We start from the raw sequence: 23166 nt of genomic DNA on the forward strand, positions 1-23166 counted from the left end.
GTATTTGCTTGAGTGGCTGCAAAAGCGTTGATACTTAAGAAGGTAACAATAGAAAGTTTAAAACAAAATTTCTCTATACCCCCCCCCATGAAGTTAAAAAGCTTAATAGCTGGCATAGATGTCCTTGGAAAATAAAATTAAAATAACAATGTTTTGTAACATCGCAAAAAACGAGTGCAATTCTAATTAAATTTAGCTTAATTATAAATTAAATTAAAATTTATTATTTTATTCTCATTAAAATATAATATCCATATTTTAAACAAAAAAATAAATACATGATTGGCTTTTAAATACTATAAAAACTACATTTAAAAGCCCTAAATAAAATGATTTATGTAATAAATATTACTTTTATATAAAAATTTAGGGTAAATGAAAAAACAATATCTAAAAGCCTAATTTACAATACTTTGAGAAATTAAAAAATAACAATTTCAAAAATAAAAAATAAATTTGTGATTTTTTTTATTTTTTTAAAGAAAATAGTATAATTTTTTTGCAAAGTGATAAAAAATTAAATTAAAATGTAGTTTTTTAGCTTAAAATATCTTAAAATTTCTTCTTTAGCTTTTAAAATATCATCGGTATTTAACTCAAAATCAATCTTATCTGGTTTTTTATAAGTTTTATCATAATACTCCAAAAGCATAGTAATAAGCTTTTGCCATTCTTTTCTCTCATAACTTTGAAGCAAATCTTGGCGTAAATTTAAGCTGATATAAGGACTGATTTTTTGCACACATTGTTGAAATTTCAAAGGAGTTATTTTTTCTTGATAAATTTTTTGTATTCTTCTAACGCGATTTTCCAAAGAACAAAAACAATAAATTTTAAAAGCCTTTTGCATTTTTTCATAAAATTTCAAAGGTAAGATAATATCCCCTATTTTGCGACTTTCGCTTTCTATGAAAGCAAAATTTTCTAAATTTTGAATATTGTGAAAAAGTTCTGCTTCAAAAGCTTTTTGCGTAGGTTGTTTTCCTAAAATATCACCAAAAGACGAGCCTAAATGATTTGCCATTTTTTCTAAATTTATAGCTTGTGGGAGTTGTTCTAAAAGCTCTGTTTTTCCACAACCTGTATTACCACAAAGAGCAAAAAAATCAAAATTTATTTCATTTTCGAAATAATGCGTTACAAAAGTTCTATAAGCTTTAAACCCACCTTTTAAACGCACCACCCTAAAGCCAAGCTCACTTAAAATCACTGCGATAGACTTTGAACGCAAACCCCCACGAGAACAATAAATCCCCACCTTTTCTCCTATGCGAAAATTTTGAGTGATTTCTAATATATGCTTAGCGGTATTTTGACAAATATAACTCGCACCCATAGCCTTAGCTAAAGCTTGATTTTTCTTATAAATTGTTCCTATTTCTTGATATTCTTCATCATTGAGTGCATAAAAATTTAAAGCTCCTATCAAGTGAGAATGCAAAAATTCTCTAGGGCTTCTTGCATCGATTAAAAGAGAGAAATTTTCTTTTTGAAACTCTACAAATTCAACTTCACTGAGCATTTTTAAAAGCCAAAACAAGTTTTTGATAAACTTGCTCTATATTAGTGCCACAAACCCTAGTTTCTCCTATGGTTGTGATAAAATTTGTATCTCCTGACCAGCGTGGCACTAGATGATAATGACAATGAAAAGCTATGCCAGCTCCTGCATCCTTGCTTAAATTCATACCGATATTCACTCCATTTGCATGAATTTGCTCTTTTAAAATTTTTACCCCCAAACGCACAAAATAACTCATTTCTTGCCAAATTTCATCACTTAAATTTTCTATATGCTCTTCATGTATATAAGGAATCACCATAAAATGCCCTGCAGAATAAGGATAACGGTTCATCACTCCAAAACAATGCTTTGCTCTAAAAATCACGCCTAATTCTTCATCGCTTTTGATCTTATTAGCACAATCACAAAATGGACAAACGCTTTTTTCTTTTTCAAAATACTCACTCCGCCATGGTGCATACAAATACTGCATTTTCCCTCCTTAAAGCAAAGCTTTTAAAGCCTTTCCTTCATCTTCTTCACGCATAAAATATTCGCCGATTAAAAAAGCATCAACGCCTAAATTTTGTAAATGCTCTAAAAATTCTTTATTTTCTAAACCACTTTCTGCGATGATGATTTTTGAATTTGGGATTTGTGGGATAAGTTTTTCGCACAAACTCATATCCATAGTAAAATCCTCTAAATTACGATGATTGATACCGATAATATCCGCTCCAGCAAAAATAGCCTTACTCAAATCCTCTTTATCATGAATTTCAACCAAAGCCTCAAGACCTAAATGTCTTGCAAACTCAAGCAGTTTTTTAAGCTCTTTCATGCTTAGCATTTTAGCGATTAACAATACAAAATCTGCCCCATAAACCAAAGCTTCTAAAATTTGATACTCATCAAAGATAAAATCTTTTCTAAGTAAAGGAATTTGTGTATAACGGCGTATAAGACTTAAGTATTCTAAAGAACCTTTAAAAAAATGTGGCTCAGTCAAAACAGAAATCGCCGCAGCTTTGTTCTTCTCATAATTTAAAGCGATACTCAAAGGATCAAAGTCTTCTCTAATAACCCCTTTGCTAGGACTTGCTTTTTTTACTTCTGCTATGATTTTAACTTCTTTTTCTACTCTTTTTAAAGCTTTAATCACATCTTTTGGAAAGAAAGGATTTGAAGCTAAAGAACGCCCTAACATATCATAAGGAAGTTTTAGTTTGCGTTCTTTTAAATCTTCTTTTGTTTTTTCAAAAATTTTATCCAATATCATGGTTTTATACACGCCTTTATCGCTTTTATATGAGCTTTGCTCTCATCAGAATTTGCAAATTCTTTATCATCTAATGTTTGTTTTAAAATTTCCCATGCTTGCTTACAATCGCCTAGTTTATAATACCCCCAAGCTAAAGAATCTAAATAATACAAATTCTGCGGATCTTTTTCTAAGGCAAGTTTCACAAGCTCTATACCTTTTTTAACATCTAAATCATAATCTATAAGCAAATATCCATAGTAGTTTAAATACAAAGCATTGCTATCTTTATCGATAGCTTGTTCGAATTTTTCTTTTACAGAATCAATTACTTTCGGAGTGATTTTTTTAGCTTCATTTGCAGCTTCAAATTCAAAAACTGCTGCTCGTAGAAGATATTCTTTATTTTTTGTTTTATGATAAAGAGCTAAACTCATTTTTTTAGCATCATCAAAGCGTTTTAAATTCTGATACAAAGCGAGTTTAATATCATCATCTAAATCATACTGCAAAGAAATTTTTAAAGCTTCTTCTGTTTTGCCTTGAGAATTTAAAAGCTCAACCAAAGCCAATGCAAAACTTTTATTTTTGGTAAGTTGATAAAGCTCTTTATATATACTTTTTAAAGCTTCGATATTTTTTTCATCAAAATAAATTTTAGCAAGCAAGACGCAAGTTTTGAGAGTGCAACCATTGGTTTTTCTTGAAAATTCTAAAACATTTTTAATATTTAAAGTATCATTCAAAATCGCATAAATTCCTATGAGTTTAAATAAAATTTCTTCATTTTGCACTTGATTATAAGCAGATCTATAGTATTTTGTAGCATTTTTTAAATCATTTTTTTTAACCAAAATATCTCCGTAAAGCTCTAAATTTCTAGGATCACTATCCTTTTTTACCAAAAGTTCTTTCATAAGTTTTTGAGCATTGTTGATATCATTTGAATTTAAAGCATAAAGAGCACTAAGTCGCTTAAGATTGTCATTTTGATTTAAATAAGGCTTTGCTAGATTATTTAACTCTGCTTGCCTGTCAAGATTGTTTGCTAAAGTAAGTAAAAATGCATTTTCTAAAAAATTAGTATTATTATAATCTTGATAAAGACTTAAAAATTCATCTCTGGCTTCTTTGTATTGTTTATAATACTCATAATTATAAGCCTTCATAACCCTTAAATCAAAATCATTGCTTTTATATTTTGTATAATCAGGATAAACAACATTGATTTTTGAACTTCCACAAGCTACCAAAAAAAAGGCTGCTAAGACAAATAACAAATACCTATACATTCTTTTTCTAATTCCTTTTGATGTGTTTTAAAATATTCCCAAAATGGAAAAGTTCTGCATTGTTTTGGACGAAAATCGTAGATACTGCAATTTCTTTTTTGAGTATCAAAAAAAATGCAAGCAAAGCCATCTTCAAATTCGACTTCCTTAAAACTCATTTTAAAGCCCACTTTTCTCAAGTATTTTTCAGCAAATTCTTTGCTTTCTAATTTTAAATGCTTTCTTAATGCTTCTAATTCTTCCTTGCTTGCAAAAATATTGCCACTTTCTCCAGTGCAACACTTTCCACCGCATTTCTCACAAGCATTTTCATCAAAAGCATAAGAAAAATTTTTATCAAATATCATAACTTTTTAACCTAAATCTTAAGTGAATTTCTTGCATTTGTTTGCTTAAAATTTCATTTTCATATACAAAAAAAGGAGGTAAAATCTCACAAGGCGATTTTGAACCTTTTTTTACCTGTATCAAAACAAGTCTTGCTTTTTTGTTTTGATGTGTATGTACAAAGCAAAGCTTTGTTATTTTCATTTTCATATCTTTTAAAATAAAACAAATTTCATCTAAAGCTAAAGCTTCATAGCAAAAATACAAAGTACCATTTGGCTTAAGCATAGAATTTGCTTTAGTTAAAAAGCTATGCAAGGGTAAAAATTCCTGAAATTTACTTATAGCTTTATGCTGATCTTCACTCTTGTAAGCTCCTTGTCTATAAAATGGAGGATTGCAAACTATGAAGTCAAATTTTTTTATGCTTTGAAACTGATTGAAATCATCATAAAAAATATCGCCTTGTATTTTGTTGGATTTTAAATTTTTTTCAATCAATTCTATATTTTCTTTTTGAATATCAATCAAAGATAAACTTAAATTTGCAATATTTTTTTTAAGTAAAATACCTATGATACCACAGCCCGCACCTACATCAAAAACAGCGCCTTTAATTCCTTGTTTTAAAATAAAATCAGCTAAAATTAAAGAATCACTATTGTAACGATACCCTTGTGATAATTGTACTAGCGTAATCAGATCTGACATTATTTTTAATGCGTTGGAATTTTAATGCGTTTTGGAGATTGTTCTTTAAATATATTTCGTTCCTTTGTTATATTATTATCTTCTTTAAAATTTACTGGGCTTTGTGCTGCCAAAAAAGAAATTACAAAAGTTATAAAAAAAGCAATTTTTATCATAATAACACCCCATAAAATGGTGTCCACGGCGAGATTCGAACTCACGGCCTCAAAATTAGGAATTTTGCGCTCTATCCTGCTGAGCTACGAGGACAGAAAGCGGGAAAAATCCCGCTAAAAATTTAACCGTTTCTTTTTTTGATGATTTCATCCGCAACATTTTTAGGAACTTCATCATAGTGATCAAATTCCATAGAATAAGTCGCACGACCTTGAGTTTGACTTCTAAGATCAGTAGAATAACCAAACATTTCAGCCAAAGGACAAAATGCTGTGATGATTTTATTTCCACCACGCTCATCCATACTATTTACTTGACCACGGCGTTTGTTAAGATCTCCAATAACATCACCCATGTAATCTTCAGGAGTTTCTACTTCAACTTTCATCATAGGCTCTAAGATCACAGCACCTGCTTTTCTAGCACCTTCTTTAAAGCCCATAGAAGCAGCAAGTTTAAACGCCATCTCAGATGAATCCACCTCGTGATAACTTCCATCATAAACAGTTACTTTAACATCTTCCACAGGATAACCTGCTAAAACACCATTTTGTAATGCTTCTTGAACACCTTTATCAACTGCAGGAATGTATTCTTTTGGAATTACTCCACCTTTGATATCATTAACAAATTCATATCCACTACCTGGCTCAAGTGGTTCAAGGCGTAAGAATACATGTCCATACTGGCCACGACCACCTGATTGTTTAGCATATTTGTATTCTTGTTCAACAGTTTTTCTAATAGTTTCGCGATAAGCAACTTGTGGTTGACCTACTTCAGCTTCAACTTTAAATTCACGAAGCATTCTATCAACGATAATTTCAAGGTGTAACTCACCCATACCTGAAATGATAGTTTGGCCACTTTCTTCATCAGTTGAAACTCTAAAACTTGGATCTTCTTGTGCTAATTTATTTAAAGCAATAGACATTTTTTCTTGATCAGCTTTAGTTTTTGGCTCAACTGCAACAGAAATAACGGGATCTGGAAAATCCATTCTTTCAAGGATTACCTTATCTTTTTCACTTGCAAGAGTATCCCCTGTTAAAGTATCTTTAAGTCCTACAACAGCACCAATTTCGCCTGCGTAAAGCACTTTAATCTCTTCTCTTTTATTAGAGTGCATTTTTAACAAACGACCAATTCTTTCTTTTTTATCTTTAGTTGAGTTATAAGCATAAGAGCCACTTTCCAAACAACCACGATAAACACGCACGAAAGTAAGTTGTCCTACAAATGGATCTGTCATGATTTTAAATGCAAGCCCTGCAAACTCGCCATCATCAGTTGATTTTACAGAAACTTCTGTACCATCTTCATATTCACCCTTGATATTTGCCACTTCATCAGGAGCTGGCAAATAAGCCACAACAGCATCAAGTAAAGGTTGAACCCCTTTATTTTTAAACGCTGTACCGCAAAGCATAGGAACGATAGAAAGACTTAAACATCCTGCTTTAATCCCTGTTTTAATCTCTTCAAGACTTAATTCTTCTCCGCCTAAATATTTTTCCATCAACTCATCTGAAGTTTCAGAAACTGCTTCTATCATTTTTGTGCGATATTCTTCTGCCTTTTCTTTAAGTTCAGCTGGAATTTCTTTTTCTACATAATCCGTTGGCTTAGTATCATCTTCCCAAACTAAAGCTTTCATAGTTACAAGATCGATTACGCCTTTAAAATTATCCTCAGCACCGATTGGAATTTGAAGTGGAACTGGATTAGCTTTTAAACGGTTGCGAATTTGATCTTCTACATTATAAAAATTTGCACCGATTCTATCCATTTTGTTTACAAATACTATTCTTGGAACACCGTATTTATTTGCTTGTCTCCAAACTGTTTCACTTTGAGGCTGCACCCCACCCACTGAACAAAATACCGCAACAGCACCATCAAGAACACGCATAGATCTTTCAACTTCAATTGTAAAATCCACGTGGCCTGGAGTGTCAATAAGATTGATTTGATGATCTTTCCAAAAACAAGTTGTAGCCGCAGAAGTGATAGTAATCCCGCGCTCTTTCTCTTGTTCCATCCAGTCCATAGTTGCAGCACCATCATGAACTTCACCGATTTTATGACTCATACCTGTAAAGAAAAGAATTCTTTCAGATGTAGTCGTTTTACCCGCATCAATGTGAGCAGCAATACCGATATTTCTAACTTTTTTTAAAGGAGTACTTCTTGACATACACACTCCTTCTTACCAACGATAGTGAGCAAATGCTTTATTTGCTTCAGCCATTTTATAAGTATCTTCTTTCTTCTTAAATGAAGCACCTTTGCTATTTGCTGCATCTAAAAGCTCAGCTGCAAGTTTATCAATCATAGTTCTTTCACTTCTTTTTCTTGCAAAAGAAATAATCCAACGAATCGCCAAAGCTTGTTGTCTAGCAGGACGAACTTCAACTGGAACTTGATAAGTTGCACCACCTACACGACGAGATTTTACTTCTAATAAAGGCTTAATATTTTCAATCGCATCATTAAAAATATCAATACCTTTTTTCTCGCCACCTTTTTTATCAATAGCTTCCAAAGCACCATACATAATTGTTGTAGCTGTGCTTTTTTTACCATCATACATTAAAGAATTAATAAATTTTGTGATTACTTTATTACCATAAATCGGATCAGGCAAGACTTCTCTTACCGGAGCTTTTCTTCTTCTCATTATTTTTCCTTCAAATTTTAAATTTTACTCAAACAAAATCAAATCTAACGGATTTGTCTGTATGAATGATTATTTTGCAGCGCCTGCTTTAGGGCGTTTAGCACCATATTTAGAACGAGAAACTGTTCTTTTTGCAACACCTGCTGTATCAAGAGCACCACGAACGATGTGATATTTAACCCCTGGTAAGTCTTTTACCCTACCACCACGCACTAAAACAATGCTGTGTTCTTGCAAGTTATGACCTTCACCGCCGATATAGCTGATCACTTCAAAGCCACTAGTAAGTCTTACTTTGGCAACTTTTCTTAACGCTGAGTTTGGTTTTTTAGGTGTTGTAGTATAAACCCTAGTGCAAACTCCCCTTCTTTGTGGACAATTTTTAAGCGCTGGAGATTTAGATTTTTCTAAAACTTTTTTGCGCTCTTTTCTAACCAATTGATTTATGGTAGGCACAATAATTCCTTTCTTTAAAAATGTAATAAACTTTGGATGATATCTAAATTTTGCTTATATTTTAGTTAAAAAGATTGAAAATGAAGAAATATAGCCCAGAAGGGCTATAAAATAGAGTTTTATTCTTGTTCTTTAAGTTTTAAATTTTGTTCACCATAAAGCCCTGTTCCAACAGGTATCATTCTACCTAGAATAACATTTTCTTTTAAATCTTCTAAGTAGTCAAATTTACCCGCTATACTTGCTTCGGTTAGAACTTTAGTAGTTTCTTGGAATGAAGCTGCAGAAATCACACTATCGCTTCCAATCGCTGCTCTTGTTACACCTAAAAGCACAGGCTCAGCAATAGCAGGTTCTCCACCCATTCTAATGATTCTTTCGTTTTCTTCACGGAATTTACGTCTTGAAACCAAATCACCCTCGATAAATTTCGTATGTCCACTATCTACAACTTTTACTTGTCTTAGCATTTGAGAAACGATAACTTCTATATGTTTATCAGAAATCACAACACCTTGTCCGCGATAAACTTGTTGAATTTCAGAAATCAAATAATAATGCAAGGCTTTTTCACCTAAAATTTTAAGCACATCATGACTTGAAACAACTCCATCTGTAAGTTTTTCACCTGCATGGATAAACTCGCCATCTCTTACTTGAATATGTTTTGATTTATCGATTAAATACTCAGCACTTGTACCATCTTCTGCTTGGATAATAATTCTTTCTTTAGAACGCAAAGGTTTATCAAAACGAACAACACCATCAATTTCTGCAATCACAGCCGCATTTTTTGGTTTTCTTGCTTCAAAAAGTTCAGAAACTCTTGGAAGACCTCCTGTAATATCTTTTGATTTAGCTGCTGCTTTTGGAGTTTTTGCTAAAATATCTGCTTGAGCGATTTTATCACCATCATGAACAAAAATAACGGTTTTTGGTTCAAGCTGATAACGCACAGCCTTATCACCTTTTCCTGCAATTACCAAAGTCGGTCTAACTCCGCTTGGCAAATACTCATTAATCACTAAAGAACGCTTACCTGTAGCTTCATCAATTTGCTCATCAGCACTATAACCTGCTTCAATATCCTCAAAGCTTATAACACCATCAATTTCTGCAATGATAGTATTATTATAAGCATCCCATTCTGCAATCACTTTTCTTTCTTTTTTAGGAGCACTTGCAATGATAGTATTTGCATCATCGATTTTTTCACTATCGTTAAATTCTATCTTAGATTCTCTTGGGATATAGTGTCTTTTTGCTTCTCTATCATTTTCATCAGCAATCACTACAAAGAATCCTTTTTCTTTAACAATATCGCCTTTTTTAACATTTTTTACTCTATCTAAACCATCGCCTTTAAGGATATAAAATTTAAGCGTTCCTTTTTCGCCTGCTTTGATATTTTGAACTACAGGCTCACCATCTTCTACTAAAATTTCACTCGCAAAAGGGATACGATTTGGCACATTCCAACCCTCTTTAATCACTTCTACGATACTTTCATTTTCTTCTACTTGCATACCGCTTTGATATGGCAAATAAAGTTTTCCATCTATACTGCCACTTACACCTGCTAATTCATTTGGTTTAGCAAGATCGTATTTTCTTAGTATATATTTTACTTCTTGTTTTTTATCTTTAATAGAAACAATCACATCTTCATGAATATTTTCTATATTAATCACACCTTTAAATGGAGTTTTGATTTTTGGCTCCACAAGTAAAATCGCCGCATTTCTACGATTTGCTACTATATTTTTACCTTCTTTATTTTTATAAGTTTTAAGATTATAAAATCTGATAAAACCTTCTTTTTGTGCGCTTACTTGTCTATCTTGTAAATCCGTACTTGCAGTTCCCCCACTGTGGAAAGTTCTTAGAGTTAGCTGAGTTCCTGGTTCACCGATAGATTGAGCGGAAATAATTCCTACTGCTTCGCCTGGTTTTACTAATTTACCTTCTCCAAGATTGATACCATAACATTTTGCACAAATTCCTTTTTTAGCTTTGCAGGTAATAGGAGTGCGGATATTGACACTTTTTATACCGCTTTCTCCAAGAATTTTTGCTTTTTCCTCATCCATTAAAGTACCTTCTGCAAAAAGCACAGAATTTGTAATAGGATCGATCACATCTTCAGCTAAAACCCTGCCTAAAATTCTTTCTTCTAAAGTTTCTATAATAGAACTATCTGCGGTAATTTCATTGATTTCAACACCCTCATGCGTTCCGCAATCTTCAATGGTAATTTTTACATTTTGTGCAACATCGATAAGTTTTCTTGTCAAATAACCCGCATTTGCTGTTTTAAGAGCGGTATCTGCAAGACCTTTTCTAGCACCGTGAGTTGAAATAAAGTATTCAAGAACATTTAGCCCTTCACGGAAATTCGAAATAATAGGAGTTTCGATAATAGAACCATCAGGTTTAGTCATAAGTCCTCTCATCGCAGCAAGCTGAGAAATTTGAGCCGCACTACCCCTAGCACCAGAATCTGCCATCATATAAATAGAGTTAAAACCTTCTTTATCTTTTTCTACAAGCTTCATCATCTCTTTTGAAAGGACATTATTTGTACTTTTCCAAATATCAATGATTTTATTGTATCTTTCCCCTGAAGTAATCAAACCAAGATTATAAGAATTTTGAATTTCTCTTACTTGTTTTTTTGCTTCATCAATAGCTTTTTGCTTGTCATTAGGAACAATAATATCTGCAATAGAAATTGAAATACCTGCTTTAGTTGCATACTCAAAACCCAAATTTTTAAGTCTATCTAAGAAACTTGCTGTAATCTCTAAACCACCTTGTTTATAAACATAATCCACAAGCGCGGCAATGTCTTTTTTCTTTAAGACTTTATTCCAACTATTTTCAGGCACAAAATCAGGTAAAATGGATTTAATAATCAATCTTCCTGCTGTAGTGGTAATCTTTCTACCATCTACCATGGTTTGTATACTCGCATGAATATCCAAACACTTGCTTTCAAGTGCCATCATCACTTCATCAATGCCTGTACAAATTTTATGCGAACCTTTAGCACCGGCTTTTTCCAATGAAAGATAATAAATTCCTAAAACCATATCTTGCGATGGAACGGTTACAGACTTACCACTTGCTGGCAAAAGAATATTCATTGATGAAAGCATAAGCACTTTACATTCTGCAATAGCCTCTTGAGAAAGTGGCACATGCACCGCCATTTGATCCCCATCAAAGTCTGCGTTAAATGCTGCACAAACTAAAGGATGAAGTTGTATAGCCTTACCTTCCACCAAAACAGGATGAAAGGCTTGAATAGAAAGTTTATGCAAAGTAGGCGCACGGTTTAACATAACAGGATGCCCTTTTACCACCTCTTCCAAACATTCCCAAACTTCATTAGTTTTATTTTCTATCATTTTTTTAGCTTGTTTTACTGTGGTTGCATAACCTTTTTCTTCAAGTTTAGCTAAAAGATGTGGTTTAAAAAGTTCTAAAGCCATTTTTTTAGGTAAACCACATTGATCCATTCTAAGTTTTGGACCCACAACAATAACGCTACGACCTGAGAAATCCACCCTCTTACCTAATAAGTTTTGTCTGAAACGTCCCTGTTTACCTTTAATAATTTCACTTAAAGATTTCAATGGGCGTTTATTTGCTCCCTTTACAGCATTAGCACGACGACCGTTGTCAAAAAGTGCATCAACAGCCTCTTGAAGCATTCTTTTTTCATTTCTTATAATGATTTCCGGTGCATCAAGTTCCATAAGTTTTTTAAGACGTGTATTTCTATTGATAACGCGACGATATAAGTCATTCACATCAGAAACTGCAAATTTTCCACCATCTAAAGCCACTAAAGGACGCAAATCTGGCGGTAAAACTGGAAGATTTGTAATCATCATCCATTCAGGACGATTTGGTACGGCTTCATCGCTATCGGTATTGGCGTTTAAATTTGAATTTAAGAAATTTTCTACAACTTTTAAGCGTTTAATGATAGTTTTTTTCTTAGCCTCTGAATTTGTAGCCGCCATTTCTTCTTTAAGCTGATTTAAAAGTGCTACAAGATCTAAATTTGCAAGTAAATCACGAACAACTTCTCCACCCATTCTTGCTTTAAAGCCACTATTTTCATAGCGTTGCATTAAATTTTGATATTGCTCTTCGTTTAAAACATCACAATATTCTACTTTTTTGGTACTTTCATTATCATAGAAAGCATCGCCTGGATTTTCAACGATATAAGCTTCATAATAAAGCACACGCTCAAGATCTTTCATCTTAACACCCAAAAGCGTTCCTATACGACTCGGAAGAGAATTAACATACCAAATATGAGCCACAGGAGTTACAAGCTCGATATGTCCCATTCTAGAACGACGCACTTTTGAATTTGCTACTTCAACACCACATTTTTCACACTTAACGCCTTTAAAACGCATTTTTTTATACTTGCCACAAAGACATTCATAATCTCTTATAGGTCCAAAAATCTTTGCACAAAAAAGCCCATCTCTTTCAGGCTTTAAGGTTCTATAATTGATAGTTTCTGGTTTTTTTACTTCTCCATAAGACCATGATTTGATTTTTTCAGGACTTGCAAGTCTTAGTTGAAACGCTTCAAAATCCCTAGGTCTTGCATCTTCTTTAATTTCTATTACTTTAAATTTACTCATTATCTTCATCCTTATCAAAAATCTCAACATCTAAAGCAAGAGATTTAAGCTCATTGGTTAATACAAAAAATGTTTCAGGAATTCCTGTTGCTGGAACATTTTCACCTTTTGTTAATGCTTTATAAGCACTAAATCTACCTTCTACATCATCTGATTTTATGGTTAACATTTCTCTTAAAGTGTGAGCCGCTCCATAAGCTTCAAGTGCCCAAACTTCCATTTCTCCAAATCTTTGTCCCCCAAAGAGCGCTTTACCACCCACAGGTTGTTGGGTAACTAAGCTGTAAGGTCCTGTACTTCTTGCGTGAACTTTCTCATCAACTAAGTGGTGGAGTTTTAGCATATACATACATCCCACATGAACACGCTCTGCAATTTTTTCACCTGTGCGTCCATCATAAAGTTCTGTTTTGCCGTCCATATCTATCTTGGCCATTTCAAAAAGCTTGCTAAATTCTTCTATATTTACACCTTCAAAAACAGGAGTAGCAAATTTAACTCCTTTACTCCAGTCTCTAGCATAGTTTAAAAGCTCTTCATCGCTTAAGCTTTTAATAAATTCTTTTTCGCTTGCAAGTCTTGGAATAGAACAAATTTCAAGCATTTTTGCTCTTAATTCTTTAAGAAAATCTTTTTGCTTTCTGTCAAAAATTTCTTGAATCTGATCTCCGAGTCTAAGTCCAATTAAACCCAAATGGCTTTCTAAAATTTGGCCTATATTCATACGACTTGGAACGCCAAGTGGATTAAGCGCAATATCCACGCTTTTGCCATTTGGTAAATAAGGCATATCCACTTCAGGAACTATAGTTGAAACTATACCTTTGTTTCCGTGACGTCCTGCCATTTTATCACCGACTTTAAGCTTTCTCTTTGTAGCAATATAAACTTTAACAAGCTTAATTACCCCACTTGGTAAAATATCATCTTTTTCTAAAATTTCAAGCTTTTCATCGTGTTCTGCTTTTAATTTTTTCTTCTCATTTTGGAAATGATTTTTTAAATCATCGTATTCTTTTTGAATCTCTTTAGAATAAGCTTTAATCAAAGTTGTTAAAGTAAAACGATTGATTTTTTCAAGTTCGCTAATATCCGCGGTTTGTCCTTTTTTATAATTTTTATCTCCAATTTTTTGATCGCTATTTAAAGGGGCTTTGGAAAGAAGAGCACAAACACGAAGCATTTCTTCTCTATCCATCATCAAAAGTCTATCATGATGTTCTTTTTCTAAAGCCATTTTTTCTTTATCATAAGATTTTATTGCGCGATCATCTTTTTCATAGCCTTTTTTAGTGAAAATTTTAACATCCACAACAACACCCTCTAAAGAAGCGGTTGCATAAAGGGATTTATTCACAACATGTCCTGCTTTTTCTCCAAAAATAGCTCTTAAAAGTCTTTCTTCAGGAGTTGGTTTAACCTCACCTTTTGGAGAAACCTTACCCACCAAAATCATACCTGGTTTGATATGAGTACCAATTTTTGCAATACCGCTCTCATCAAGATGTGCAACATCTTCTTCTTTTACATTTGGGATATCTTTGGTAATTTCTTCTATACCGTCTTTTAGTTCTCTTGCTTCAATTTCTTTTTCATAAATGTGCACGCTTGTAAAGGTATCTTCACGAATAATTCTCTCACTTACAACTATAGCATCCTCATAGTTATAACCATTCCAAGGCATAAAAGCGATTAAAGCATTTTTACCTATAGCAAGTTCGCCTTGATCCATAGAAGGACCATCTGCGATAATTTGTCCTGCTTTTACTATATCACCTTTTTTAACAATAGGATGTTGAATATAATTTGTATTTTGATTGGTTCTTAAATTTTTTTCCATAGTATAATGGTCAATAAATGGACCTTTATCATCTTCACCTAAAATGAAAATGCTTTTATTATCCACTTTCTCAACCACACCGCCACGCTTTGCTTTAACAGCTTCCCAAGCATCACGTGCAATAATTTGTTCCATGCCTGTTCCTACTATCGGAGCTGAAGCAGTAAGAAGTGGCACAGCTTGACGTTGCATGTTTGAACCCATTAGCGCTCTGTTTGCATCATCGTGCTCTAAAAACGGAATCAAAGAAGCCGCAACCCCAACAACCATACCTGAGCAAAGATCAATTAATTGCACTTCTTCGCGTCTTGCAAGTATAGTTTCACCATCTTGTCTAGCCTCAACAAATTCTTCTACTATATTGCCTTTAGTATCAACCTTAGTTGAAGCTGGTGCGATAAACAAGCCTTCTTCTTGTGTCGCTGTAAGATAAACAACTTCATTAGTCACTTTACCATTTACAACTTTTCTATATGGTGCTTCAACAAAGCCAAGTTCATTTACTTTTGCATAAGTAGAAAGAGTGTTAATCAAACCAATATTTTGACCTTCAGGTGTTTCAACTGGACAAATTCTACCATAATGCGTCGCGTGAACATCACGCACTTCAAAACCTGCTCTTTCTTTTACAAGTCCACCTTCACCAAGCGCTGATAAACGACGCTTATGAGTAACCTCGCTTAAAGGGTTGGTTTGATCCATAAATTGCGAAAGCTGACCTCCTGTAAAAAATTCAATGATAGTTGTAGTAATCATTTTAGGATTGATTAAATCATAAGGCATTACTTTATCAAGATCCGCATTTAAAGAAGTAAATTTATCTCTGATCGCCTTTTGCATTTTTGCAAGACCTAAATGAAGTTCATTGGCCAAAAGTTCACCTATAGAACGGATACGACGATTTCCTAAATGATCTCTATCATCAATATGTCCTTTACCATTTTTTACTTTAATTAAATATTTTGCAGTTTTAATAATATCTTCATTAGTCAAAACAGTAACATACTCAGGTACTTCAAGACCTAATTTATGGTTCATTTTCATACGACCTACCTTGGTAAGATCGTATCTTTCAGGATTGAAGAATAAATCATTTACAAAAGCCTTCGCTGCATCTTTTACCACAGGTTCACCTGGGCGCATAACTTTGTAAATTCTAATCGCAGCTAAATCATTTTCATCATCGATATTTTCACTTTGTTTAAGAAGTTTTAGAGTTTCTCCATCTTGAGCAAAGGAGTTAATAATCGCTGCATCAACGCCATTAGCCAAGTCATTTGCTATATCAAAACTTTTTTGCTCTTTAATCTTAGCAAGCTTACTCTCATCTAACAAAGTTAAAGAATCAAATAAAACCTCTCCACTTTCTTTATCAATAATAGGATTTGCTAAATAACGATTAAGTAAAATTTCTACAGGATATTCTATCCATTTTAAACCGTCTTTAATAAGCTGTTCTGCTTTTTTCTTTGTAAGTCTTTTTCCAGCTTGATGAACGATTTTTCCTTTTTCATCTTTAATATCATATTCTATTCTATCCATAAAATCATTTGGATTAAATTCTGTTAAAAATTTATCTTTTTTCACATGTATAGTCTGAATAGGATAAAACAACTTAATAATATCTTGTTTTTTATACCCTAAAGCTCTAAAAAGCATAGTTACAGGAACTTTTCTACGCTTGTTGATTCTTACATACAAAACATCTTTGGCATCGTATTCAAAATAAAGCCACGAACCACGATCAGGAATAATTTGTGCTGTATAAACAAGCTTATTTGCAACCGTTGAGCTTTCTTCTTCTTTAAAAATAACACCAGGGCTTCTATGTAATTGATTTACAACCACCCTCTCAACCCCATTAATGATAAAAGATACACGATCTGTCATTAAAGGAATTTCGCGGATATAAATTTCTTGTTCTTTAATATCTTTTACTCCAACTTTTTCCCCTGTTTTTTCATCTTTTTCATGCAGAGTAAGACGGATTTTCATTTTTAAATTTACAGAATAAGTCAAACCTCTTTCCATGCATTCGCGAATGGTATATTTTGGCTTGCCTATTTCACTACTAACATATTCAAGACTCAATCTATTTTGCGGATCATGAATAGGAAAAATTGATTTAAAAACTTTTTCTATACCACTTTCACCATTATCAAGATTTAAAAAATAATCAAAACTCTTTTTTTGTAATTGTAGAAGATTTGGGATTTCTATTTGTTTTGAAATGTTTGAGAAGTCTACTCTTAAACGATTTCCTAATTTATTATCTAACATATCGCACATACCTCATGGTAAATTTTGTAAATTTAAAAAAGAAGACCTAAAAATTAGGTAAAAATAAAAAAAGAAGACTTGCCTTGGCAAATCTTCTTCTAACTTTAAAGCTTAAAATTACTTAAGTTCTACTTTAGCACCAGCTTCTTCAAGTTGTTTTTTAGCTTCCTCAGCTTCAGCTTTAGCCACACCCTCTTTTAGAGTTGAAGGAGTTTGCTCAACTGCATCTTTTGCTTCTTTAAGACCAAGGCCTGTAAGAGCACGAACGATTTTAATAACTTCAATCTTTTTAGCACCGCCATCAGTTAAAACGATATCAAATTCAGTTTTTTCTTCAGCAGCAGCTGCAGCACCACCAGCTGCAGCACCACCAGCTACCATTACAGGAGCAGCAGACACACCAAATTTTTCTTCAAATTCTTTTACAAGTTCTGATAACTCAAGAACACTTAAATTTGAAATATATTCTAATACATCTTCTTTAGAAATTGCCATTTTTTATCCTTTTATTTAATTTATTCAGATTCTTTTTTATTTTTAAGCGCATTTAAACCTATTGTGAAATTGGTAATTGGCGCATTCCAAACTTGCAAAAGCATAGCAAGCAACTCATTGCGTGAAGGCATTTTAGCAAGAGCTTTAACCTTAGCAACATCTGCAACTTCGCCTTCAATATGAGCTGTTTTGATTTCAAATTTATCGTTATTTTCTTCAAATTTAGCAGCTACTTTTGAAACACTTAGCTGATCTTCGCCCCAAAGATAAATATTTGTATCTTTAAGAACTAGACCTGTTTTACCGGAATTGTTAAGAGCAATGTTAGCCAAAGTATTTTTAACAATTTGAACTTTTACATTGTTTTCTCTTGCATTATTTCTAAGCTCTTCTAGTTTTTTTGTGCTAAGACCTCTGTAATTACAAACTACAATAGCTTCACTAGCTTTAAAACCTTCTTCAAGTTTAGCAATAATCTCAACTTTTTCGCTTCTAGTCACATTTTCTCCTTTCCGATTGAGATTTCAAGTAGAGTGGAAATCCAATTAAGCTTACGCCTCGACTATCTTCAATCTAAAATAAACATCTCAAAAAATCAAAAATTTTTTCAAATGTTTATTTTAGAACAAAAGAGTTGCAAAAAAACAACTCTTATTTCATATCAAGCAATTCTTGTGTTTCAAGCTTTACAGAAGGGCTCATTGTCAAAGATAAAGCCGCATTTTTAATATATCTACCTTTAGCTGCGGCAGGTTTGTGTTTGTTAATTGCTTTTACAAAAGTGCTAACATTGTCCCATAATTGTTCTTTGGAAAAACTTACTTTACCAAGACCTGCATGGATATTTCCTTGCTTATCAACACGGAAATTTACCTGACCACTTTTTGCATTATTAACTGCTTGAGCAACATCCATAGTCACTGTTCCGGTTTTAGGATTTGGCATTAAACCTTTTGGCCCTAAAATTCTACCAACTTTACCAACAAGTCCCATTAAATTTGGAGTAGCAATCAAAACATCAAAATTCATATTACCTTTTTGAATTTCTTCTACTAAATCATCGCTACCCACAATATCTGCACCAGCATTTTTCGCTTCATCAGCTTTTGCGTCTTTTGCAATTACAGCAACACGAACTTTTTTACCCGTTCCAGCAGGTAAAACAACAGATCCTCTTACCATTTGATCTGCATGTCTTGGATCAACATTAAGTTTTAAAGCAATTTCTACAGTCTCATCAAATTTAGCAGACTTTAAAGTCTTTATTGTATCAATTGCATCGCTTAAAGCATACTCTTTATTTGAATCAATTTTTTGTGATAATTCTTTTAATCTTTTTGCTATCTTAGCCATTTATTTTCTCCGCATTTTAAAGTGCTACCGCCTTTTACCTTGGCGGTGAAAGGATTAATCTACGATTTCAACACCCATAGAACGAGCTGAACCTGCAATAATTTTAGCAGCTTGATCTCTATCTTTAGTATTTAAATCTGCAATTTTCTTATCTACTATTTCTAAAACTTGAGCACGAGTTAACTTACCCACCTTATTTTTAAGTGGATTATCCGTACCTTTAGAAATTCCAGCTGCTTTTTTGATCAAATCCGTAGCTGGCGGTTGTTTTGTAATAAAAGTAAAACTTTTATCTGCATAAACAGTGATAACAACAGGGATATTAAAACCTGCCATATCTTTTGTTCTTTCATTAAAAGCCTTACAAAACTCCATAATATTAACACCTTGCTGACCCAAAGCAGGACCAACAGGTGGTGATGGGTTTGCTTTTGTGGCAGCAATTTGCAATTTAATTTCGCCTACGACTTTTTTAGCCATAACAAATCTCCTTACTTAATATAAATTAAATTATTTTCTCAACTTGAGAATATAAGATCTCCACTGGAGTTGAGCGTCCAAAAATAGAAACATTTAATTTTAATAAACCACGAACCATATCATACTCTTCTACAATTGCAGTAAAGTTTGCAAATGGCCCTTCTGTGATTCTCACATTTTCCCCTTCTTCAAAAGAAATCTTTGGTTTAGGCGCTGCACGATTGTGAACTTTTTCCAAAATCAAATTAATATCTTTTTCTGTTAAAGGGGTTGGCTTTTTGGATTCTCCAATAAAACGACCAACCTTTGGAAGAGATTGAATGCGATGCCAAAGCTCTGTATTTAAATCAAGAAGTGCAAAAACGTATCCTGAATACAAACTTCTTTCGCTAATCTTCTCCTTTCCATTCTTAAATTCAATAACATCTTCAGTTGGAACAACAATTTCTTTAAGTTGTTCTTCAATTCCGTTATCTTTTACTAAATTTTCAATGGCTCTTTTAACTGCCATTTCACTGCCAGCATAAGTTTGAATTGCATACCATTTATGAGTACTCATTTACTCTCCTTATACGATCGCAGAAACAATAGAGGACATAAGCCAATCCACTAACGCCAAAAACAAAGAAATCACCGCAACAACCACAAAAACTGTAATATAGGCATTTCTTACCTGTTCTTTTAAAGGAAAAATTACTTTCCTTAATTCGGCTTTTGATAATTTAAAATAAGTTATTAATTTTTCCATTTATTTAAACCTTAATTATGGCAGGGCAAGAGGGATTCGAACCCCCAACCATCGGATTTGGAATCCGGCGCTCTACCGTTGGAGCTATTGCCCTAAGGGCGCAAGCTTAACTTTTTAGCTTAACTTCTTTGTGAAGTGTATGTTTTTTTAATCTTGGGCAATATTTTTTTAATTCTAATTTTTCAGTAGTATTTTTACTATTTTTATAGGTGCTATAATTAATATCACCACATTCTTCACACTTTAAACCAACTTTAATTCTCATTTCAATTTTCCTTAAAAAATTAAAGCCAAGCTTTTAACTTGGCTTTATTAAATTATTTAATAATTTTAGAAACAACACCTGAACCAACAGTTTTACCACCTTCACGAATAGCAAAACGAGTTCCTTCTTCAAGTGCTACTGGAGCGATCAAGCTTACAGTAATTCTCACATTTTCACCTGGCATAACCATTTCAACACCATCAGCTAATTTAATCGAACCTGTAACATCAGTTGTTCTTACATAAAACTGTGGTCTATAGTTGTTAAAGAATGGAGTATGTCTACCACCTTCATCTTTATTTAAGATATAAACTTCAGCTTCGAAGTCAGTGTGCGGAGTAATTGATTTTGGTTTAGCAAGAACCATACCACGGATAACTTCTTCTTTTTTAGTACCACGAAGAAGAACACCTACGTTATCTCCTGCTTCGCCTTGATCCATTTCTTTTCTGAACATTTCAACACCTGTTACAGTTGTTGTTTGAGTATCTTTAATACCAACGATTTCGATAGTATCACCTACTTTTACAACACCTTTTTCAATTCTACCTGTAACAACAGTACCACGACCTGAAATTGAGAAAACGTCTTCAATTGGCATCAAGAAGTCTTTTTCAGTATCACGAGTTGGAGTTGGAATATAGCTATCAACTGCAGCCATAAGATCCATAATTTTTGCTGACCATTCACCATCTTGTCCAGCTTTAGCTTCTTCAAGAGCTTTTAAAGCAGAACCAGAAATAATAGGTGTATCATCGCCTGGGAAATCATAAGAGCTTAATAATTCTCTAATTTCCATTTCAACTAACTCTAAAAGTTCAGCATCATCAACCATATCTGCTTTATTCATAAAAACAACAATATATGGAACGCCTACTTGACGAGAAAGAAGAATATGTTCTCTAGTTTGTGGCATAGGGCCATCTGCAGCAGAAACAACCAAGATCGCTCCATCCATTTGTGCAGCACCTGTAATCATGTTTTTAACATAATCTGCGTGACCTGGGCAGTCAACGTGTGCATAGTGACGATTGTCTGTTTCATATTCAATATGAGAAGTAGCAATAGTAATACCACGCTCTTTTTCTTCTGGAGCATTATCGATATTATCATAATCTTTAAGCTCTGCTAAACCTCTTCTAGAAAGAACAGCAGAAATAGCAGCTGTTAAAGTAGTTTTACCATGGTCAACGTGACCAATAGTACCAATATTTACGTGTGGCTTATTACGTGAAAATTTTTCTTTAGCCATTTTTTTCCTCCGTATAAAAAATAAATTGAGCAAAGCAAGTCTTATATCTATATAATTTTTTCAATTCATGGAGCTCATAGCGGGAATTGAACCCGCGACCTCTCCCTTACCAAGGGAGTGCTCTACCTCTGAGCCATACGAGCGCTCAGAAAAATTATACATAATAATAGACAACAAAAACTCTTAAATGGGATATATACTGTAAGTTAAAGGTTTTAAAATACAGCTCCCAGTTCTTTTAAATTATTGGAGCGGGAAACGGGACTCGAACCCGCGACCCTCAGCTTGGAAGGCTGATGCTCTAGCCAACTGAGCTACTCCCGCAAAGCATGGTGGTGAGTCGTGGATTCGAACCACGGAAGGCGAAAGCCAGCAGATTTACAGTCTGCCCTCGTTGGCCACTTGAGTAACTCACCATAAAAATATTGCTTTTTCAATATTCTGGTCAAACACTGCTAAAATAAATGGAGCTGGTTAAGGGACTTGAACCCCCGACCTGCTGCTTACAAGGCAGCTGCTCTACCAACTGAGCTAAACCAGCAAAAATAAAAGTAAGATTATAACTCAAAAAAAAAATTTTGTCAAGACTTTTTTAGTTTTTCTATAAAATTTTAGTCTTGTAAATTTTATTATCATAAACCAATATTATTTTTATCTATTTATGATAATCAAATAAATTTAAAAATTTCTTTGCTCTTTCGCTTTTTGGATTTTTAAAAAAACTTTTAGGATCATTTTCTTCGATGATTTTTCCTTTATCCATAAAAATAATTTTATCTGCTACAGCTTTAGCAAAACCCATTTCATGAGTAACAATAAGCATAGTCATACCCTCTTTTGCAAGATTTAACATCACTTCTAAAACTTCTCTGACAATCTCAGGATCCAGCGCTGCTGTAACCTCATCAAAAAGCATTAACTCAGGATTCATGCATAAACTTCTTACTATGGCAATTCTTTGCTTTTGTCCTCCGCTAAGTTCTCTTGGATAAGCATGAATTTTATGCAAAAGCCCCACCTTTTCAAGCCAAATTTTAGCCTCTTTTAAAACCTCATCTTTCTTTCTTTTTTGCACTTTCATAGGCCCTAGAAGTATATTTTCTTCAACACTTAAATGCTCAAAAAGCTCATAAGATTGAAAAACCATACCAACTTTTTGACGCATTCTTGGCCATTCTTTAAAATCTTTATCTATTTTCTCATTATCAATATAAATATTACCACTTGCAATCTCTTCAAGCCCATTAATACAACGCAAAAGCGTAGATTTTCCACATCCGCTAGGACCTAAAATCACCACAACTTCTTTAGCCTTAACTTCCAAATTAATATCTTTTAAGGCGTGATGCGAACCATAATACTTTTGTAAATTTTCTATTTTTAGTATGCTCAT

The 23166-nt window shown here is 33.3% G+C and carries 21 protein-coding genes, 6 tRNA genes and 1 pseudogene; all 28 read right to left on the minus strand.

What is annotated here, in order from left to right:
* A partial coding sequence (locus SR62_RS09485; protein WP_410002862.1) for a hypothetical protein occupies positions 1-89 on the minus strand: 89 nt, incomplete at its 3' end.
* Positions 90-517: 428 nt separating this feature from the next.
* On the minus strand, positions 518-1522 hold the full coding sequence (mnmH, locus tag SR62_RS04445; protein ID WP_032603993.1) for a tRNA 2-selenouridine(34) synthase MnmH: 1005 nt from the start codon (positions 1520-1522) through the stop codon (positions 518-520).
* On the minus strand, positions 1512-1997 hold the full coding sequence (locus tag SR62_RS04450; RefSeq protein WP_002891823.1) for an HIT family protein: 486 nt from the start codon (positions 1995-1997) through the stop codon (positions 1512-1514). The genes mnmH and SR62_RS04450 overlap by 11 nt, the downstream gene beginning before the upstream one ends.
* A gap of 9 nt (positions 1998-2006) precedes the next feature.
* Positions 2007-2783: an indole-3-glycerol phosphate synthase TrpC gene (gene trpC, locus SR62_RS04455; RefSeq protein ID WP_002891821.1), complete on the minus strand. Its 777-nt coding sequence runs from the start codon at positions 2781-2783 to the stop codon at positions 2007-2009.
* Positions 2780-4057, minus strand: coding sequence for a tetratricopeptide repeat protein (locus SR62_RS04460; protein WP_002891819.1), 1278 nt, complete (start codon positions 4055-4057; stop codon positions 2780-2782). The genes trpC and SR62_RS04460 overlap by 4 nt, the downstream gene beginning before the upstream one ends.
* On the minus strand, positions 4030-4404 hold the full coding sequence (locus SR62_RS04465; protein ID WP_002857358.1) for a YkgJ family cysteine cluster protein: 375 nt from the start codon (positions 4402-4404) through the stop codon (positions 4030-4032). Before SR62_RS04465 ends, SR62_RS04460 begins: the two co-directional genes overlap by 28 nt.
* Positions 4394-5095 carry a tRNA1(Val) (adenine(37)-N6)-methyltransferase gene (locus SR62_RS04470; protein WP_002891817.1) on the minus strand — a complete coding sequence of 234 codons (702 nt, stop codon included), beginning with the start codon at positions 5093-5095 and terminating at the stop codon, positions 4394-4396. The genes SR62_RS04465 and SR62_RS04470 overlap by 11 nt, the downstream gene beginning before the upstream one ends.
* Positions 5096-5100: 5 nt before the next feature.
* Complete coding sequence (locus SR62_RS04475) at positions 5101-5250, minus strand: hypothetical protein (protein ID WP_002854981.1); 150 nt, start codon at positions 5248-5250, stop codon at positions 5101-5103.
* Between the two features lie 17 nt (positions 5251-5267).
* A tRNA-Arg gene (locus SR62_RS04480) sits at positions 5268-5344 on the minus strand.
* Positions 5345-5372: 28 nt separating this feature from the next.
* Complete coding sequence (fusA, locus tag SR62_RS04485; protein WP_002779472.1) at positions 5373-7448, minus strand: elongation factor G; 2076 nt, start codon at positions 7446-7448, stop codon at positions 5373-5375.
* Positions 7449-7460: 12 nt separating this feature from the next.
* Positions 7461-7931, minus strand: a complete 471-nt coding sequence (gene rpsG, locus SR62_RS04490; RefSeq protein WP_002779471.1) for a 30S ribosomal protein S7 — start codon at positions 7929-7931, stop codon at positions 7461-7463.
* A 69-nt stretch (positions 7932-8000) separates the two neighbouring features.
* Positions 8001-8387 (minus strand): 30S ribosomal protein S12, encoded by a 387-nt coding sequence (gene rpsL, locus SR62_RS04495; RefSeq protein WP_002782934.1) that lies wholly within the window; start codon positions 8385-8387, stop codon positions 8001-8003.
* Between the two features lie 119 nt (positions 8388-8506).
* Positions 8507-13060, minus strand: a complete 4554-nt coding sequence (gene rpoC / locus SR62_RS04500; protein WP_002891814.1) for a DNA-directed RNA polymerase subunit beta' — start codon at positions 13058-13060, stop codon at positions 8507-8509.
* Complete coding sequence (gene rpoB, locus SR62_RS04505) at positions 13053-17189, minus strand: DNA-directed RNA polymerase subunit beta (RefSeq protein WP_074484225.1); 4137 nt, start codon at positions 17187-17189, stop codon at positions 13053-13055. Before rpoB ends, rpoC begins: the two co-directional genes overlap by 8 nt.
* Before the next feature lie 108 nt (positions 17190-17297).
* A complete protein-coding gene (rplL, locus tag SR62_RS04510) occupies positions 17298-17675 on the minus strand; it encodes a 50S ribosomal protein L7/L12 (RefSeq protein ID WP_002854820.1) in 378 nt (125 codons plus the stop codon).
* A 20-nt stretch (positions 17676-17695) separates the two neighbouring features.
* Positions 17696-18175, minus strand: coding sequence for a 50S ribosomal protein L10 (gene rplJ, locus SR62_RS04515; RefSeq protein ID WP_002858610.1), 480 nt, complete (start codon positions 18173-18175; stop codon positions 17696-17698).
* 151 nt (positions 18176-18326) lie between these two features.
* Positions 18327-19028 carry a 50S ribosomal protein L1 gene (gene rplA, locus SR62_RS04520; protein WP_002854928.1) on the minus strand — a complete coding sequence of 234 codons (702 nt, stop codon included), beginning with the start codon at positions 19026-19028 and terminating at the stop codon, positions 18327-18329.
* Between the two features lie 54 nt (positions 19029-19082).
* Positions 19083-19508 (minus strand): 50S ribosomal protein L11, encoded by a 426-nt coding sequence (rplK, locus tag SR62_RS04525; RefSeq protein ID WP_002779452.1) that lies wholly within the window; start codon positions 19506-19508, stop codon positions 19083-19085.
* 25 nt (positions 19509-19533) lie between these two features.
* Positions 19534-20067 (minus strand): transcription termination/antitermination protein NusG, encoded by a 534-nt coding sequence (gene nusG, locus SR62_RS04530; RefSeq protein ID WP_002851098.1) that lies wholly within the window; start codon positions 20065-20067, stop codon positions 19534-19536.
* A gap of 9 nt (positions 20068-20076) precedes the next feature.
* Positions 20077-20256, minus strand: coding sequence for a preprotein translocase subunit SecE (gene secE, locus SR62_RS04535; protein ID WP_002854985.1), 180 nt, complete (start codon positions 20254-20256; stop codon positions 20077-20079).
* An 18-nt stretch (positions 20257-20274) separates the two neighbouring features.
* Positions 20275-20350: transfer RNA gene (locus tag SR62_RS04540), tRNA-Trp, on the minus strand.
* A 12-nt stretch (positions 20351-20362) separates the two neighbouring features.
* Positions 20363-20521 carry a 50S ribosomal protein L33 gene (rpmG, locus tag SR62_RS04545; protein ID WP_002793551.1) on the minus strand — a complete coding sequence of 53 codons (159 nt, stop codon included), beginning with the start codon at positions 20519-20521 and terminating at the stop codon, positions 20363-20365.
* Between the two features lie 52 nt (positions 20522-20573).
* Positions 20574-21773, minus strand: coding sequence for an elongation factor Tu (tuf, locus tag SR62_RS04550; RefSeq protein ID WP_002855271.1), 1200 nt, complete (start codon positions 21771-21773; stop codon positions 20574-20576).
* 68 nt (positions 21774-21841) lie between these two features.
* A tRNA-Thr gene (locus SR62_RS04555) sits at positions 21842-21916 on the minus strand.
* Between the two features lie 104 nt (positions 21917-22020).
* Positions 22021-22097: transfer RNA gene (locus SR62_RS04560), tRNA-Gly, on the minus strand.
* 6 nt (positions 22098-22103) lie between these two features.
* Positions 22104-22189 (minus strand) — tRNA-Tyr (locus tag SR62_RS04565).
* Between the two features lie 49 nt (positions 22190-22238).
* Positions 22239-22314: transfer RNA gene (locus SR62_RS04570), tRNA-Thr, on the minus strand.
* 91 nt (positions 22315-22405) lie between these two features.
* Positions 22406-23166 (minus strand): annotated as a pseudogene (locus SR62_RS04575) (amino acid ABC transporter ATP-binding protein).

Source organism: Campylobacter sp. 2014D-0258 (assembly GCF_008000495.1).
Lineage (GTDB): Bacteria > Campylobacterota > Campylobacteria > Campylobacterales > Campylobacteraceae > Campylobacter_D > Campylobacter_D jejuni.

Coding starts and splice junctions, on each gene's coding strand:
- mnmH (WP_032603993.1), bottom strand. CDS start 1,522: ATGCTCAGTGAAGTTGAATTTGTAGAGTTTCAAAAAGAAAATTTCTCT.
- SR62_RS04450 (WP_002891823.1), bottom strand. CDS start 1,997: ATGCAGTATTTGTATGCACCATGGCGGAGTGAGTATTTTGAAAAAGAA.
- trpC (WP_002891821.1), bottom strand. CDS start 2,783: ATGATATTGGATAAAATTTTTGAAAAAACAAAAGAAGATTTAAAAGAA.
- SR62_RS04460 (WP_002891819.1), bottom strand. CDS start 4,057: ATGTATAGGTATTTGTTATTTGTCTTAGCAGCCTTTTTTTTGGTAGCT.
- SR62_RS04465 (WP_002857358.1), bottom strand. CDS start 4,404: ATGATATTTGATAAAAATTTTTCTTATGCTTTTGATGAAAATGCTTGT.
- SR62_RS04470 (WP_002891817.1), bottom strand. CDS start 5,095: ATGTCAGATCTGATTACGCTAGTACAATTATCACAAGGGTATCGTTAC.
- SR62_RS04475 (WP_002854981.1), bottom strand. CDS start 5,250: ATGATAAAAATTGCTTTTTTTATAACTTTTGTAATTTCTTTTTTGGCA.
- fusA (WP_002779472.1), bottom strand. CDS start 7,448: ATGTCAAGAAGTACTCCTTTAAAAAAAGTTAGAAATATCGGTATTGCT.
- rpsG (WP_002779471.1), bottom strand. CDS start 7,931: ATGAGAAGAAGAAAAGCTCCGGTAAGAGAAGTCTTGCCTGATCCGATT.
- rpoC (WP_002891814.1), bottom strand. CDS start 13,060: ATGAGTAAATTTAAAGTAATAGAAATTAAAGAAGATGCAAGACCTAGG.
- rpoB (WP_074484225.1), bottom strand. CDS start 17,189: ATGTGCGATATGTTAGATAATAAATTAGGAAATCGTTTAAGAGTAGAC.
- rplL (WP_002854820.1), bottom strand. CDS start 17,675: ATGGCAATTTCTAAAGAAGATGTATTAGAATATATTTCAAATTTAAGT.
- rplA (WP_002854928.1), bottom strand. CDS start 19,028: ATGGCTAAGATAGCAAAAAGATTAAAAGAATTATCACAAAAAATTGAT.
- rplK (WP_002779452.1), bottom strand. CDS start 19,508: ATGGCTAAAAAAGTCGTAGGCGAAATTAAATTGCAAATTGCTGCCACA.
- nusG (WP_002851098.1), bottom strand. CDS start 20,067: ATGAGTACTCATAAATGGTATGCAATTCAAACTTATGCTGGCAGTGAA.
- secE (WP_002854985.1), bottom strand. CDS start 20,256: ATGGAAAAATTAATAACTTATTTTAAATTATCAAAAGCCGAATTAAGG.
- rpmG (WP_002793551.1), bottom strand. CDS start 20,521: ATGAGAATTAAAGTTGGTTTAAAGTGTGAAGAATGTGGTGATATTAAT.
- tuf (WP_002855271.1), bottom strand. CDS start 21,773: ATGGCTAAAGAAAAATTTTCACGTAATAAGCCACACGTAAATATTGGT.